At 68.9% G+C, this 12,856-nt stretch carries 14 protein-coding genes and 1 other RNA gene; 8 read left to right on the plus strand and 7 right to left on the minus strand.

Features of this window, described 5'->3' with window-relative positions; all coding sequences use genetic code 11:
• Positions 1 to 49 precede the first annotated feature (49 nt).
• The 3 genes from IRT45_RS36865 to IRT45_RS15220 are packed head-to-tail and all read left to right on the plus strand — an operon-like array spanning position 50 to position 2,372.
• Positions 50 to 544: a hypothetical protein gene (locus IRT45_RS36865; protein WP_228534373.1), complete on the plus strand. Its 495-nt coding sequence runs from the start codon at positions 50 to 52 to the stop codon at positions 542 to 544.
• On the plus strand, positions 544 to 1,506 hold the full coding sequence (gene pip / locus IRT45_RS15215; protein ID WP_194806508.1) for a prolyl aminopeptidase: 963 nt from the start codon (positions 544 to 546) through the stop codon (positions 1,504 to 1,506). Before IRT45_RS36865 ends, pip begins: the two co-directional genes overlap by 1 nt.
• The gene (locus tag IRT45_RS15220; protein ID WP_194806509.1) at positions 1,503 to 2,372 is read left to right on the plus strand and encodes a CHAD domain-containing protein; all 870 of its coding nucleotides are present in this window, start codon (positions 1,503 to 1,505) and stop codon (positions 2,370 to 2,372) included. Before pip ends, IRT45_RS15220 begins: the two co-directional genes overlap by 4 nt.
• Here the strand turns inward: IRT45_RS15220 and IRT45_RS15225 are convergent.
• Entirely contained in the window at positions 2,360 to 3,829 is a 1,470-nt protein-coding gene (locus tag IRT45_RS15225; protein WP_194806510.1) for an RNB domain-containing ribonuclease, read from the minus strand. The genes IRT45_RS15220 and IRT45_RS15225 overlap by 13 nt on opposite strands.
• Positions 3,830 to 3,844: 15 nt before the next feature.
• Positions 3,845 to 4,177, minus strand: a complete 333-nt coding sequence (locus IRT45_RS15230; protein ID WP_036499952.1) for a hypothetical protein — start codon at positions 4,175 to 4,177, stop codon at positions 3,845 to 3,847.
• A gap of 809 nt (positions 4,178 to 4,986) precedes the next feature.
• Between IRT45_RS15230 and IRT45_RS15235 the strand changes: the two genes are divergently transcribed.
• From IRT45_RS15235 to IRT45_RS15245, 3 genes are all read left to right on the plus strand, one after another.
• A complete protein-coding gene (locus IRT45_RS15235) occupies positions 4,987 to 5,820 on the plus strand; it encodes an oxidoreductase (protein WP_194806511.1) in 834 nt (277 codons plus the stop codon).
• A 32-nt stretch (positions 5,821 to 5,852) separates the two neighbouring features.
• Positions 5,853 to 6,251: a nuclear transport factor 2 family protein gene (locus IRT45_RS15240; RefSeq protein WP_194806512.1), complete on the plus strand. Its 399-nt coding sequence runs from the start codon at positions 5,853 to 5,855 to the stop codon at positions 6,249 to 6,251.
• A gap of 96 nt (positions 6,252 to 6,347) precedes the next feature.
• The gene (locus IRT45_RS15245) at positions 6,348 to 6,620 is read left to right on the plus strand and encodes a Clp protease N-terminal domain-containing protein (protein ID WP_194806513.1); all 273 of its coding nucleotides are present in this window, start codon (positions 6,348 to 6,350) and stop codon (positions 6,618 to 6,620) included.
• 13 nt (positions 6,621 to 6,633) lie between these two features.
• Here the strand turns inward: IRT45_RS15245 and IRT45_RS15250 are convergent, their stop codons facing one another.
• From IRT45_RS15250 to IRT45_RS15260, 3 genes are all read right to left on the minus strand, one after another.
• Positions 6,634 to 6,939 carry a putative quinol monooxygenase gene (locus IRT45_RS15250; RefSeq protein WP_194806514.1) on the minus strand — a complete coding sequence of 102 codons (306 nt, stop codon included), beginning with the start codon at positions 6,937 to 6,939 and terminating at the stop codon, positions 6,634 to 6,636.
• A 39-nt stretch (positions 6,940 to 6,978) separates the two neighbouring features.
• Positions 6,979 to 7,396: RNase P RNA component class A (gene rnpB, locus IRT45_RS15255), an RNA gene on the minus strand.
• A 73-nt stretch (positions 7,397 to 7,469) separates the two neighbouring features.
• The gene (locus IRT45_RS15260; RefSeq protein WP_194806515.1) at positions 7,470 to 8,255 is read right to left on the minus strand and encodes an alpha/beta fold hydrolase; all 786 of its coding nucleotides are present in this window, start codon (positions 8,253 to 8,255) and stop codon (positions 7,470 to 7,472) included.
• 230 nt (positions 8,256 to 8,485) lie between these two features.
• Between IRT45_RS15260 and IRT45_RS15265 the strand changes: the two genes are divergently transcribed.
• Both IRT45_RS15265 and IRT45_RS15270 read left to right on the plus strand, forming a co-directional pair.
• On the plus strand, positions 8,486 to 9,649 hold the full coding sequence (locus IRT45_RS15265) for a lactate 2-monooxygenase (RefSeq protein WP_194806516.1): 1,164 nt from the start codon (positions 8,486 to 8,488) through the stop codon (positions 9,647 to 9,649).
• Between the two features lie 62 nt (positions 9,650 to 9,711).
• Positions 9,712 to 10,599 carry an alpha/beta hydrolase gene (locus IRT45_RS15270; protein WP_194806517.1) on the plus strand — a complete coding sequence of 296 codons (888 nt, stop codon included), beginning with the start codon at positions 9,712 to 9,714 and terminating at the stop codon, positions 10,597 to 10,599.
• A gap of 90 nt (positions 10,600 to 10,689) precedes the next feature.
• On the opposite strand, the gene IRT45_RS15275 is transcribed toward IRT45_RS15270, so the two are convergent.
• Both IRT45_RS15275 and IRT45_RS15280 read right to left on the minus strand, forming a co-directional pair.
• A complete protein-coding gene (locus tag IRT45_RS15275) occupies positions 10,690 to 11,922 on the minus strand; it encodes a bifunctional RNase H/acid phosphatase (RefSeq protein WP_194806518.1) in 1,233 nt (410 codons plus the stop codon).
• A 10-nt stretch (positions 11,923 to 11,932) separates the two neighbouring features.
• Positions 11,933 to 12,670, minus strand: coding sequence for a zinc ribbon domain-containing protein (locus IRT45_RS15280; protein ID WP_194806519.1), 738 nt, complete (start codon positions 12,668 to 12,670; stop codon positions 11,933 to 11,935).
• Between the last annotated feature and the right edge of the window lie 186 nt (positions 12,671 to 12,856).

Here is a 12,856-nt window from a genome sequence, read left to right on the forward strand (position 1 = left end):
GCACCCGCGGCGAGGTGGCAGACTCGTAGGTCGACAGCAGGAACTTCGGATGAACTCCGGAATCGAACAAAGGGAACAGATGTCGCAGAGCCGTTGGATGACTCGCGGAGCGCTCGCCGTCGGTGCGGCGCTGGCCGTCGCGCTGGTCGCCGGATGTGGTGGCGCAAGCACGGGTTCGGCCGGGCCCGAGAAATCCGGCGCCTCGGCGACGTCGACGGCCGCACGCCCCAGCGGTTCGGCCGGCGTCACCGCCAAACCGGGGCAGACCAGTCCCGTGCAGGTTCCCGACCCGGTCGCGCAGAAGCTGTGCGACGCCATCTCCCCGCAGCTGTCGGACTGGCGGGTGCAGGGCCCGACGCTGGGGAAGGTGGCGCTCAACATCACGGTGCACCAGTGGGCCGCGGAGAACGGCGGTATCAACCTCGCGGTGCTCGGCGACAAGGCCGTGGTGGACCGGATCACCACCAAGACCTGCTCGGATACTCGTACTCAGGCGCTGCAGGCGCTGGAGCTGCCCGATCTCGCCTCGGGAATCGCCTTCTGATGCGCACCCTGTACCCGCCGCTGGAGCCCTACCGTGAGGGCATGCTCGACGTCGGCGACGGGCAGCACCTCTACTGGGAGGAGTCGGGCAACCCCGAGGGCAAACCGGTGGTGTTCCTGCACGGCGGCCCGGGTGGCGGCACCAATTCGACGCACCGCCAATTCTTCGATCCCGCCGCCTACCGGATCGTGCTGTTCGATCAGCGCGGCTGCGGGCATTCGACGCCACATGTGGCCGACAGGGCGAGCCTGGAGGTCAACACCACCTGGCATCTGGTCGCCGATATCGAACGGCTGCGCACCCATCTGGGTATCGAGCGCTGGCAGGTTTTCGGCGGGTCCTGGGGTTCGACACTGGCGCTGGCCTACGCCCAGACCCACCCCGAGCGCGTCACGGAGATGGTGCTGCGGGGCGTTTTCCTGTTGCGGCGCAAGGAAATCGACTGGTACTACAACGGTGCCGCCGGATTCGTCTATCCCGACGAGTGGGAGAAGTACCTGGCGCCGATTCCGGAGGCCGAGCGCGACGGGGATCTGGTGGCGGCCTATCACCGGCTGCTGCACTCCCCCGACGACGAGGTGGCGACAGCCGCCGCGGTGGCGTGGTCCAGTTGGGAAGGTGCGACGAGTTCGCTACTGCCGCAACCGGAACGGGTCGCCGAATCCGCCGAACCCCGCTTCGCACTGGCCTTCGCCCGCATCGAGAACCACTACTTCGTGCACGGCGGATTCCTGGAAGAGGGCCAACTGCTGCGCGATGTCGACCGGATCGCGCATATTCCGGTGGTGATCGTGCAGGGCCGCCACGATGTCGTCTGCCCGGCGGTCAGCGCCTGGGATCTGCATCGGGCCTGGCCCGGTTCGCGACTGCATCTGGTGTCCGAGGCCGGACATGCCGCGGCCGAGCCCGGCACCACCCATCATCTGATCGAGGCCACCGACGAATTCCGGGATCGGCGATGAGCGGGGCGGCCGGTCCCGCCGTCGTCGCCGCCCTCGGCGAGGACGTGGACCGGCTGCTGGCCGCGGAGCCGAAGGTCCGCGCCGACGAATCGGATTCGGTACATCAGATGCGGGTCGCCACCCGCCGGCTGCGGTCGGTGCTGCGGTCGTATCGGAAAGTGTTCCACCGCGACGAGATAGACGCGATCCGTGCCGAATTGCGCTGGCTGGCGGGCCTGCTCGGCATCGCCCGCGACGCCGAGGTGCGCGCCGACCGGTTCGCCGCGCTGCTGGACGAATACCCCGATGTGCAACGCCATCTCGGGCGACGGCTGGTGAGCGCGGAACGCGCGGCCTACACCGACGCCCACCGCACCGTGCTGCGCGAACTCGACGGTGAGCGCTACGGGCTGCTGCGGGCACGAGTGGTCGGCCTGCGCACCGATCCCCCGTTGCGCCGCACACACGCCCGCCGCGATGCCGACCGGGTGTTCACCGCGGCCGTGCGCGCGGACCTGCGCCGGCTGAAAGCACGCGTCGACGCGGAACGAGATGTCGAGGAGGCCGACCGCGTGGAGGCGCTGCACGATATCCGCAAGGCCGCCAAGCGTTTACGCTACAGCGCCGAAGCGGCTACCGATGTTCTCGACGGCCCCGCCGAGGACCTGGCCCGCCGCGCGAAGAAGGTGCAGGGCGTCCTGGGCGATCACCGCGACGCCATCGAGGCGCTGGCCACCATCACCGCCCGTGCCGAGATCGTCCGCGACCACGGCGCCGATACCGCCCCCTACGAATTGCTGTGCGCCGCAGAGGTGGAAGCCGCACGCACCGCCCTCGCCCAGTACCCGACCCTCATCGAATTCCTGAACTACGACTACCTGTCCTGATCGGCGCCCTCGCGCGCATCCGCCGGAAAGGTGAAGCCCACCACGCGTTTATCGGGATCCGCGATGTCCAGGCGCACGCGCACCCGCCGGCCCTCCGGCGGCGATCCGGTGCATTTGGCGAGCACCGGCGGCTCGGCGACGAAGATTTCGGCGGATCGGTTGCCGTTGCCCTCGCGAATGACCACCGCCTCGAAGGTGTCGCCCAGACGTGGTGCGAGAACGGTGGATTCGGTGAGGTCGATGCACGCGCGTTCGAGTTTGCCGCCGACCGCGTCGCTGCGCCGCATCGTATCCGCGGCGGCGCCGAGTCCGTCGCGAACCCAGTGCGGTACCGGGGTGCCGGCGCAGCGAGCCAGGCAGATTTCGGTGGCGTACCGGTCGGCGAGGCGGCGCAGCGGCGCCGTCACATGGGCGTAGGCCGCGCCGATGCCGCTGTGCTGCACCACATCCGGCGCTTCACCGTCGAGCACGGTGTAGGACGCGCCGCGCAGCAGGCTGGTCGCCTCGGAGTTGAGCACCAGCGCGGCGGGGGTGTTCGGATCCAGTCCGGCCAGCATCCGGCCCACCGGCATCCCGGCGGGCCAGGGCACGCCGAGCGCGGCGGCGGTGCGGCGCATGGACGCGATCGCAGAGGCCGGTGGCGCGGGCATGGTGCGCAACAGTCCGATGCGAGCGTCGGAATCGTTGTCCGCCAGCATGATCCGGGCCGCGCAGATGCCGGTGAGCAGGGAGACCTGTTCGTTCCAGTCGTCGGCGGCGGTGCGCGGTTCGACCGCCAACTGCCAGTGTTCGGTGTCGTGGTCGCGCCCGTCGGGGATCACCGATTGCGCGGGCAGCCGCAGTTCGATCGCGCCGCGGGCCAGGCCGGCCTCGATGCGCAGGCGGCCGAACTCCGGCAGTGCGGCGATCGAGGGGTGCAGGCGGCCGGCGCCGGCGTCGGCCTGGACGCCGGGATAGTCGAGGCGGGCGCGGGAACGAACCAGGGCGCGCTGCACCGAAAAGCGTTGCGGCTCTGCCTTGTCGTCACAGTCGATGGTCCACAGGGCGGCCGGACGAACCGCCCCGGGCAGCAGACTGGCCGACCCTTCCGAGAGCACCGGCGGATGCAGCGGCACGATGCCGTCGGGGAGATAGAAGCTTTGCCCCCTTGCGAGGGATTCCCGCGCGAGCGCGCCGTCGGGCGCGACCACCGCGCCCACATCGGCGATGGCGTAGTGCAGCAGGAATCCGGTCGGGGTGCGTTCGAGATGCAGCGCCTGGTCGAGATCCATGGCGCCGGGTGGGTCGATCGTCACGAACGGGATGTCGGTGCGATCGGCCCGGACGCCCGCGAACGCATCGGCTGCGTCGCGGGCCTCCGAGACCGCCTCGGACGGATATTCCGAGGCGAGTCCGAATTCGGATCGCACGACACCGAAGTCCACCGGTGCCGAGACGATCCTGGGATGCAGTTCCACGCGGGGCGCTGAACCTTACTTGAGCGCCAGCATGGTGCCGTTCAGCTGATCGAACGGACCGTACACGGTGAAGACGACGCGGCCGTCGGGGTACTGCGACGACAGGGTCGCCGCGGCATCGAGAGCCTGGCCGAACGAGGCCGCCGACGGGTGCGGCAGGACCGCGATCGTCTGGCCGACATGGGACTGGTGGACCCACTGGGTGTCACCCGGGCTGAGGTCCACCTGGACGCCACCCGGCAGCGGAGTGACCGCGACCGCGGACGCCGATCCCGCGCCCAGCACCGCAACACCCGACGCAGCTGCGGCGATCAACGCACCGGCCGCCAACTTGCGAACTACTCGCATATATACAGAACCTGCTTTCCGACACTCGTAGCACCCATAGCCACTGCCACCCCCGGCAGCGACACTTCCAACGGCCAACACTTTATGACGTCGATCACGGTTCCGGCCACTCCGGGGCGGTTCGTCGCACGGGACACGCCGAGACCAGGCGATTCGCCCGCATTTGCCGAGAATGCGCCCGCCCACCGGACCGGGCGTGAACCGAGGCGTGGACCGCGCCAACCGTCGGTGCCTGCGATTTCGCGCTCACCCACCGCGACGGCGGCAATGCGGTTTCTCCGAGTGCAACGGGGGTCGACGAATCGGCTCGAGTACGGCCCGCAACGATCGTCGAACCAGATCATTCCGGAAGGAAATAGCACACCATTCAGAGCGAACAGTCATAACTCGGACGACTCGGACCTACGTCCAGATCACGCTACCGTACGCCGAATCGGCCCGTCGAGTCCGTTTTCCGCTGGGCCTGCGACTGTCGGAGCGCGCTGTTACTGTTGCCGATGGTGACAGGCCACGGCGTACCCACGGATTCGGGGGTCCGTGCAGTAACGAGAGTGCGCCGCGCGGCGAGAGTCGTCGAGTAATAGTTCCTCGAGTACAAGGAGTTCCACACCGCATGTCGTCCATCGTCTTCGACTACCTGCTGCCTCTCGTCGGTCCCGAGCAGGCGGCCTACTGGGCCCAGATTCTGGTGATCAACCCCGCCGGCTGATCATCGCGCGACCGCACCCGGTGCCGGCGGCCCGCCGCGGGCACCGCATGCGGTCGCAAGGCCCGGCTTCGACGACGATCCGACACAGGAGGCCTCCACCATGACCACCGATCACGTCTGGTTCATCACCGGCGCCGGTAGCGGCTTCGGCCGTGCGATCGCGGAGGCGGTGCTGGCCGAGGGCGGCAGTGTGGTCGCCACCGCGCGCATACCCGAATCCCTTGCCGAGCTTCGAGATCGCGATCCGGAGCGGGTGCTCGTCGCACAGCTGGACGTCACCGATCCGGCGTCGATCACCGCGGCGGTCGAGGAGGCGCGAGTTCGGTTCGGCCGCATCGACGTTCTGGTCAACAACGCCGGGTACGGACTGCGCGGCGCGCTCGAGGAATGCGACGACGAGCAACTGCGCACCCTGATGGAAACCAATGTCTGGGGCCTGATTTCGGCCACCAAGGCGGTACTGCCGCTCATGCGGGCCCAGCGCAGCGGGCATATCGTGCAGCTGTCCTCGGTCGGCGGTGTGCGTGCCCGCCTCGGCGGAACCCCTTATGCGCTCAGCAAATTCGCGGTCGAAGGACTGTCGGAAGGTTTGTCGTACGAGGTCGCGCCGTTCGGCATCAAGGTCACCATCGTGGAGCCGGGACCGTTCCGCACCGACTTCGCCGGCCGGTCCATCCAGTGGGCCGAACCGATGCCCGAATACACACCGATCTTCGCCGAGGAACGTGAGCGCTTCCAGGCTCAGGACGGCGCCCAGCCCGGCGATCCGGCCCGAGCCGCCGCGGCCATTCTGCGCGCGGTCGCCATGGACGAACCGCCCTTGCGGCTGCCGCTCGGCCCCGAGGCCTTCGCCGGCATCCGCGCCACCCTGACCCAGCGCCTCACCGATCTGGACGAGCTCGAACCCTGGGCCGCCGACACCGGTTTCCGCTGATCACTCCCCTCGTCTCGACCGGAGGACCCGCCATGCTGTCCGCGGACGACCGCTTCGCGATCACCGACCTGATCAACCTGCACGGCCACCTGACCGACAACGGCGATTTCGACGGCTGGCCGGCGCTGTTCGCCGAGGATGTCGTCTACGACGTCACCGCCATAGGCGGCGGCGTCCTGGTCGGCATCCCCGCCTGCCGAGACGCCGCGCTCGCACTGGGCGAGAACAACCCCGTCGCCCACCACGTGACCAACATCGTCGTCAACGAGGTCGCCGACGGCACCGTCCGCGCCCTGTCCAAGGGTTTCGGCGTCCTGACCGACGGCACGGTCGGCAGCGTCACCTACGAGGACACCATCCAGCGCATCGGCGCCGGCTGGAAGATCACCCACCGCATCGTGCGCCCCCGGCGCACACCGCTGCACCCGTAGACGCGGGTCGCCGCCGACCGGCCGGCGGCCGAACCGCCGTGGCCGAATAGTGGCGAAATATGCGCTGAAGTGCTCGGCACGGGTGATCATGGGTGCATGACCGCGGAACCGCTACCGCACGCCCCCGGCCTGCGCCGCGCACTGGACGAAGCCGCCGGTATCGCGCGCGAGGCCGGCCACACCGCTCTCGACACCGAACACCTCGTCCTCGCGTCGCTGCGTCACCCGAGTTCGGCTGTCGCCCGGGCCTTCCAGCGCACCGGCGCCAATCTGGCGGCGATCTCGGACGCCTTGCACGAAACCCTGCGCAACGGGCCGTACCCGAATCCGACTCCCCATCCGGACAACGGCGAGGGCTGCGCGCGCTGACCGGGAAGGCCGGTCAGCGCAGCAGGGTTTCGTCGCCGACGGTGAACTCGGTGACCTGCGCTTCGCGGATCATCGCGCCCTGCTCGCCGGAGACGCCCGCGCCGCGGAATGCGTCCAGCGCCGCTCGGTCGCTCCACCGCTCCAGAATGTTGATGCGACCGGCGTCGACAAGGTCGGCCGACAACGCGAAGTCGAGGCATCCGGGGTTTTGCCGGGCGGCGACCACGACCTCCACGCAAGTCGCCAGATAACGGTCGCGATCGGCTGGGTCCACTCGCAGGTAACCGGTGACGATGATCTGCCGCGGCGTCGCATCCATGCGTTCAGCGTCGCACGCCGCGAACGAGAATCCCCGGAGGGGACGAGTCGGTCTGTAAGCCGGATCCTGTTCCCGGTTCGCACCGGGAGGCGACCATCCATCTGGGTGCACCGTCACCGGGCACCTCGAGCAGCCAACCCGCAGGCTCGGGCGAGCAGCCCTCGGGCACCTGCGCAGCCGCACTCGCGAGAGTGCGACCTTCGACCTTGCTCCGGGCGGGGTTTACCGAGCCGCCCCGGTCACCCGGGGCGCTGGTGCGCTCTTACCGCACCGTTTCACCCTTACCGGCGGACCTCCGGAGAGACCGCCGGCGGTCTGTTTTCTGTGGCACTGTCCCGCGGGTCACCCCGGGTTGCCGTTAACAACCGCCCTGCTCTGTGGAGTCCGGACTTTCCTCGGCGACGGGCAGCGGCACAGCCGTGCCCGTTCCCGTCGACGCGGTCGCCCGACCGACTCGTCGCGCACCATTGTGCCGTGCGAGCGCCGACGAGCAAAGCCGGCGACTGTCGGCCTCCGAGCCGCCACGGCGCTCATGCCGGGAGCATCGCGAGAAATTCGCCGACAGCCTCGCCGAAACCGTCCGGATCGTTGGCGTAGACGAAGTGGTCGGTGTCCAGTTCGACCATCCGGGTATTCGGCCGGCGCTCGATCATCGCCTCGGCCTGTTCGCGCGGAATCACTCCGTGGGCCGCCCGGATGAGCAGGGCGGGGCAGACGCTCGACGTCCAGTCGGCCCAGTGGTCGCCGTGCACCTGATCCTCGGAGGCGACCATGTCGCCAGGATGGAACGGCAGGCTCCAGCGGCCATCCGCCCGTTCGCGCACGACGTCGGCGAAGTGGGCACCCATCGGCCCCATCGCCTCGACGAGCGCCGCACGGGTGGGCGCCTCGTAGGGCAGAGCCAGCACGAAGTGCAACGGGTTGCGCCCGTCGAGGCCGAGGCTGACGGCGCCGTCGACGTCGATGAAGGCCTCGACCCGCTCCGGATGGCGGGCAGCGAACTGGTATGCGTTGATACCGCCGAGAGAATGGCCCAGCAGCACGACACTGCCGAGTCCGAGATGGTCCAGCAACGCCGCGATATCGGCGATGTATCCGGCGCGAGAATAGTCCCCGGCACGGTCGGAGAAACCGTGCCCGCGCTGGTCGAGCGCGATCAGCCGCCAGCGGTCCCCCAGCCGCTCCCCCAGGTCGGTGAAGCTCGCCGCATTCGACATATGGCCGTGCAGTGCCAGCAGCGGGCGACCGGCTCCACCGAAGTCCAGATAGGACAGGCGCCGGCCGTTCACCTCGAAAGTCGCTCGGGTAACAGTCATTTCAGATCTCCTTCGCACTCGCTCGAAGGCAACGGTAGCTACTTTCAGACAGATGTGCAAGACGCTTGTCTTACACATCTGTCCCGCGAGGCGGTCGAATAGTCCCGGGCGGACGCGAGCACCGGCCGAGTCGTGGCGCGGTACCGCTGGTTACGCATACAGTGAAGCGCGCATTCGCCGTCGAGCGCGCATACTCGCCGGCGAACCGACGGCACAGAAGGGCAGCGCGCATGGGGTTCGGCGACTTCCAGAACGAGATCTACTTCCAGGGGCTGCGCGGCGTCGTACCGGAGTACCCGGTCGCGTTCGCCGAACTCGAACAGCGCGCGCAGGCGGCCATGCCGCCCTCGATCTGGTCGTATGTGGCCGGCGGCGCGGGCGACGAGCGCACCCAGCGCGCCAATGTCGCCGCCTTCGACCACTGGGGGCTCATCCCCCGTATGTTCGTCGGCGCGAAGGAGCGCGACCTGTCGGTCGACCTGTTCGGAATGACGCTTCCCACACCGCTTTTCATGGCCCCGGTGGGCGTGATCGGCCTCTGCGCCCAGGACGGCCACGGCGATCTGGCGACCGCTCGCGCCGCCGCCCGCAGCGGCGTGCCGATGGTCGCCTCGACCCTCACCGTCGATCCGCTCGAGGACGTCGCCGCCGAATTCGGTGACACCCCGGGCTTTTTCCAGCTCTACACGCCCACCGACCGCGATCTCGCGGCGAGCCTGGTGCATCGGGCGGAGCAGGCCGGTTACCGGGGCATCGTCGTCACCCTCGACACCTGGATCACGGGCTGGCGGCCGCGCGATCTGTCCACCGGCAACTTCCCGCAACTGCGCGGGCACTGCCTCGCCAACTATTTCACCGATCCGGTCTTCCTCTCCGGACTGCAGCGCTCACCGGAGGAGGATCCGATGAGCGCGGTGCTGCGGTGGGTGCAACTGTTCGGCAACCCGCTGCGCTGGGAGGATCTGGCCTGGCTGCGCTCGCTCACCGATCTGCCCTTGATCGTCAAGGGAATCTGCCATCCCGACGATGTGCGCCGGGCCCGCGACGGTGGCGTGGACGGCATCTACTGCTCGAATCACGGTGGGCGCCAAGCCAATGGCGGACTGCCCGCACTGGATGTGTTGCCCGAGGTCGTCGCCGCGGCCGACGGTCTGCCGGTGCTGTTCGACTCCGGAATCCGCAGTGGCGCGGACGTCGTCAAGGCGCTCGCACTGGGCGCCACCGCGGTTGGAGTGGGCCGGCCCTACGCCTACGGTCTGGCGCTCGGCGGCGTGGACGGAATCGTGCACGTCCTGCGCACTCTGTTGGCGGAAGCGGACCTGATCATGGCGGTCGACGGCTACCCGGCGCTGAAGGATCTGACTCGCGAGTGTTTGCGTTCCGTTCACCGGTAATCGTGCCCTGAGCGGGGATCCACGTCTGCGGCCGGGCGCGCGACCCAGTACGGTATTCGCCCATGGAGCGTGTCGAGGTGGGGTTCGGTTCGGGAAGCGAACAGTGTGCAGCGTGGCTCTATCTTCCGGACGGCCCGCCCAAACCGCGTCCACTGGTCATCATGGGGCACGGGCTGGGTGCGAACCGGGAAATGGGTCTGGATCGCTACGCACGCCGGTTCGCCGCGGCCGGAATGGGCGTGCTGGTCTTCGATTACCGGCATTTCGGCGCCAGCGGTGGTGAACCGCGCCAGCTGATCAACATCGCACGCCAGCGCGACGACTGGCGCGCCGCGATCGCCTTCGCCCGCACCCTCAAGGGTTTCGACGCGACCCGAATCGCGTTGTGGGGCAGTTCGTTCGGCGGCGGGCACGTGCTGTCCATCGCGCACGAGGACGACTATCTGGCCGCGGTCGTGGCGCAGTGCCCGTTCACCAGCGGCTGGTCCTCGGCGATGGCGAAGGGGCCGATCAACCTCGCCAAAACCGGCACTCTCGCGCTCGTCGACCTCCTCGTGGGTCCGATCCGCCGCAAGCCGGTGGGCGTGCGACTGGCCGGGCGCAAGCGTTCGGCGGCGTTGATGAGCGCCTCGGACGTGCCCGAGGGTTTCGGCCGCCTCGCCGAGGAGAGCGCGCAGTACCAGCCGAAAGTTGCTGCCCGCGTGGGTATGTCGGCGATGTTCGATGCACCGTGGCGGCGCACCAAGGCCATCAAGGTGCCGGTGTTCTACGCGGTGTGCGACAACGATTCGGTCGCGCCGGTGGGTCCGACGCTCAAGGCCGCCGAGCGCACCAAACACGGCATCGTGAAGCGATACCCGATCGGGCACTTCGACATCTACTTCGACGACTGGTTCGAGAAGGCCGTCTACGACCAGACCGAATTCCTGGTGTCGGTGCTGCGCCCCTGAACGCCCCACATTCACACACCACCCCGAACACCGAGCCCTGAACACTGGTGGGGAACGCCGCGGTACCGGACCCGGTGCCCCAACCGGTGTTCAGAGGTACGAGGTGTCGTTGACCAGCCGCACCGACGATCCGCCGTCGGGATAGAACTCGGCGATCGACAGCGACGCCAGATCCAGGTGCAGCCGGTACAGCAGTGACGGGCCGACTTCCAGGGCCAATTGCAGCAGCGTCTTGATCGGCGTCACGTGGCTGACCACGACGACGTTCTGCCCCGGATACAGCGCCAGCAGATCGCGGCGCGCGGCCTCGACCCGTTCGCGCACCTGAGTGAAGCTCTCACCGCCGGGAGCGGGCAGCGACGGATCACCTAGCCAGCGCTGATGCAGTTCCGGGTCCCGTTGCGCCGCTTCGGTGAACGTGAGACCTTCCCATTCGCCGAAGTCGGTTTCGGTCAGCGCGTCCAGGACCCGCACCGGCACGTCGAGCGCCTGGGCCGCGGCCTGCGCGGTCGCACGGGCCCGGCCCAGCGGCGAGCTCACGACCGCGGCGATATCGCCTTTCGCGGCAAGGTATTTCGCGGCACGAGCGGCCTGTTCGCGACCGAGCGCGGTGAGTTCCGGATTACCCCGGCCGGAATACCGTCGCTCCACGGACAATTCGGTCTGACCGTGACGCAGCAGCAACAGCCGGGTCGGCCGCCCTCGGGCGCCGGTCCAGCCCGGGCCGGGCGCCGGGGCCGTCTCCTGCACGACCGGATCCTCGTGCGCGGCACGGGCATCGGCCGCTTCATCGATCCAGCTCGGCAGCTCGGCTTCGACGCCGCGTGCCGAATCCTGGGCAGCCGATTCCGGTTCGGCCACACTGTCGATCATCGGCCGCTCGGTATCCGCCTCGCGCACCTCGGCGACCACCACCGCATCGTCCATGGCCTCGTTGGCAAGCCGATCGGCATGCGAATTCTGCTCGCGCGGAATCCATTGGAAGCCCACCCGATCGAAGCCGGCGACCAGCTGCCGGGCGCGCTCGGCGAGGGGAATCATGGCCGCGTGCTTGACCTTCCAGCGTCCCGACATCTGCTCGACGACGAGTTTGGAATCCATCCGCACCTCGACGGTGCGCGCGCCCAGTTCGGCGGCGGCCGCCAAACCCGCGATGAGACCGCGGTATTCGGCGACATTGTTCGTGGTGACGCCGAGATATTCGCGACGTTCGGCGAGGATCGTGGCGCGGTCGGAATCCCAGATCACCGCGCCGTAGCCGGCGGGGCCGGGATTACCTCGCGAGCCGCCGTCGGCCTCGACGATCACCGTGCGTACCGTCATCGCCGGCCCGTCACAATCCGGACTGCTTGGTGCGCACCATGATCGCACCGCATTCGGGACAGCGGACCACGACCTGCGGATCGGTTTTGGCGATCCGGGCGATCTCGCCGCGGTCGAGTTCGATCCGGCAGGCGCCACACCGGCGGGCCTGCAGCAGCGCCGCGCCGACGCCGTGCTGGGCGCGCTGCTTGTCGTAGATCGCGAGCAGCTCGTCCGGGAATCCGGCGAGCAGCTGTTCGCGATCGGTGCCGCAGCGCTGCGCGGCCACGTCCAGGTCGGCGACCGCGTCGTCGCGACGGCTCTGCGCCAGGGTCAGATCCTCCTCGGCGCGCGAGAGGTTGGCGCCCGCGTGCTGGTGATCGGCCTCGGCCGCCTCGCGCCGCTCCATCACCTCGAGCAGTTCGTCCTCGAGGACCCCGCGCCGGCGTTCCAGGCTGCCGAGTTCGTGCTGCAACTCCGAGAGCTGCTTCGCACCCACGTTGCCGCCCTCGAGCATGCCGCGATCGCGCGCTTCGCGTTTGCGCACGGCGTCGATCTCGCCCTCGAGTTTGCGAATGTCACGGTCGAGATCGTCGAGCTGGATCTCGACCTTGACCGCCGCATCCTTGCGGTCGGTGCGTTCGGCTTCCAGCCGCTGCACTTCCTGCTGTTCGGGCAGCACCTTGCGGCGATGCGCGATCCGCGTCAACTCGGCGTCGACGGCCGCGAGGTCGAGCAGTTTGGCCTGGATCGGTGGTTCGACATTCAACGCGGGACGTACTCCTCGACACTATGGACGGTTGCGGGGCGACGGGCAGCGGGTGCGCGACGCCGGTGCTCAACCGTACTCTGCCCACGGCCGGTTTCGCCCCAACCCCGCATCGCCCGCCCGCGACCACCGGATACGCGGCCGAACGCGGTGTGCCGGGGTGGCGCGGGTGCCGGTTCGCAGCCC

This window comes from Nocardia sp. BSTN01 (genome assembly GCF_015354405.1).
Lineage (GTDB): Bacteria > Actinomycetota > Actinomycetes > Mycobacteriales > Mycobacteriaceae > Nocardia.

What these genes read in the sequence shown, in the direction of transcription:
- pip (WP_194806508.1), top strand. Translation starts at nt 544, where the DNA reads ATGCGCACCCTGTACCCGCCGCTGGAGCCCTACCGTGAGGGCATGCTC.
- IRT45_RS15270 (WP_194806517.1), top strand. Translation starts at nt 9,712, where the DNA reads ATGGAGCGTGTCGAGGTGGGGTTCGGTTCGGGAAGCGAACAGTGTGCA.
- IRT45_RS15260 (WP_194806515.1), bottom strand. Translation starts at nt 8,255, where the DNA reads ATGACTGTTACCCGAGCGACTTTCGAGGTGAACGGCCGGCGCCTGTCC.
- IRT45_RS36865 (WP_228534373.1), top strand. Translation starts at nt 50, where the DNA reads ATGAACTCCGGAATCGAACAAAGGGAACAGATGTCGCAGAGCCGTTGG.
- IRT45_RS15250 (WP_194806514.1), bottom strand. Translation starts at nt 6,939, where the DNA reads ATGGATGCGACGCCGCGGCAGATCATCGTCACCGGTTACCTGCGAGTG.
- IRT45_RS15230 (WP_036499952.1), bottom strand. Translation starts at nt 4,177, where the DNA reads ATGCGAGTAGTTCGCAAGTTGGCGGCCGGTGCGTTGATCGCCGCAGCT.
- IRT45_RS15220 (WP_194806509.1), top strand. Translation starts at nt 1,503, where the DNA reads ATGAGCGGGGCGGCCGGTCCCGCCGTCGTCGCCGCCCTCGGCGAGGAC.
- IRT45_RS15240 (WP_194806512.1), top strand. Translation starts at nt 5,853, where the DNA reads ATGCTGTCCGCGGACGACCGCTTCGCGATCACCGACCTGATCAACCTG.
- IRT45_RS15265 (WP_194806516.1), top strand. Translation starts at nt 8,486, where the DNA reads ATGGGGTTCGGCGACTTCCAGAACGAGATCTACTTCCAGGGGCTGCGC.
- IRT45_RS15235 (WP_194806511.1), top strand. Translation starts at nt 4,987, where the DNA reads ATGACCACCGATCACGTCTGGTTCATCACCGGCGCCGGTAGCGGCTTC.
- IRT45_RS15245 (WP_194806513.1), top strand. Translation starts at nt 6,348, where the DNA reads ATGACCGCGGAACCGCTACCGCACGCCCCCGGCCTGCGCCGCGCACTG.
- IRT45_RS15275 (WP_194806518.1), bottom strand. Translation starts at nt 11,922, where the DNA reads ATGACGGTACGCACGGTGATCGTCGAGGCCGACGGCGGCTCGCGAGGT.